The following is a 936-nucleotide window of genomic DNA, read 5'->3' as shown; positions in this document are numbered from 1 at the left end:
ACCTACGCCTCCGCGTGGCGGGCCTTCACCACCTGGTGCCAGCGGGAAGGCCACACCGCGCTGCCGGCGCACCCGGTCACCGTCGCCGCCTACCTCGTCGCGTGCGCCGACACCGTCACCGAGGCGGGACAGCGGGCCTACGCCCCGGCCACCCTCGCCCATCGCCTCGCCGCGATCGCCCACCATCACCGCCAGACCGGCCACCCGAGTCCGACCGGCGACGACCTGGTCCGCCAGGCGATGTCCGGGATCCGCCGCGGCTACGCCACCGCCGGGGACCGGCCCCGCAGCCCGCGGGCCCCGTTGCTCACCGCCGACATCCTCGCCATCGTCGACAAGGCCCGCGCCGACTGCCGGGGCTGGGCCGACGAGGTGGTCGAACGCCGCGATGCTGCGATCCTGCTGCTCGGGTTCGCCGGGGCCTTCCGCCGCAGCGAACTCGTCGCCCTCACCTGCGGGGACGTCAGTTTGCACCGGCTCGACGGCCTGCACATCCGCCTCCGGAAATCGAAGACGGATCAGGAGGGCCGCGGCACGGTCCGGGCCTTGCCGTTCACGGCGTCGCACACGAGTTGTCCGCCGTGCGCGTGGCTGCGGTGGGCGCAGATGGTCGCCGCGTTCGACACCGGCGGCCGGCCCGGGGTCATCCGGCTGCTGCGGACTGCGGAGCCGTTCGCGGCGCACGTGTGCCGCGGCCCCCGTCCCCGCGCCGGGGGAGGAGTGCCGTTGTTGCGCGCGGTCCGTAAGAACGGCAACCTGTCGGCCACGGCGTTGTCGGGGGCGGCGGTGCACCACGCGATCCGCCGCCGCGCCGCACTCGCCGGCTACGACCCCGAGATCGTCCAGCAGCTCGGCGGGCATTCGCTGCGGGCCGGGTTCGTCACCCAGGCCTTCCGCAACGGCGCGAGCGTGCACGCCATCATGCGCCAGACCGGA

1 protein-coding gene is annotated in these 936 nt (G+C 74.8%); it reads left to right on the top strand.

All coding sequences use genetic code 11. From position 1 onward, the window contains the following. Positions 1-936: integrase (locus tag CQZ88_RS30155; RefSeq protein ID WP_102799124.1), on the top strand; the 936-nt coding region annotated here is incomplete at both ends.

It is taken from the genome of Rhodococcus sp. ENV425, from assembly GCF_002887785.1.
GTDB lineage: Bacteria > Actinomycetota > Actinomycetes > Mycobacteriales > Mycobacteriaceae > Rhodococcus > Rhodococcus aetherivorans.
This window is presented reverse-complemented; position numbering and strand designations above follow the sequence as displayed.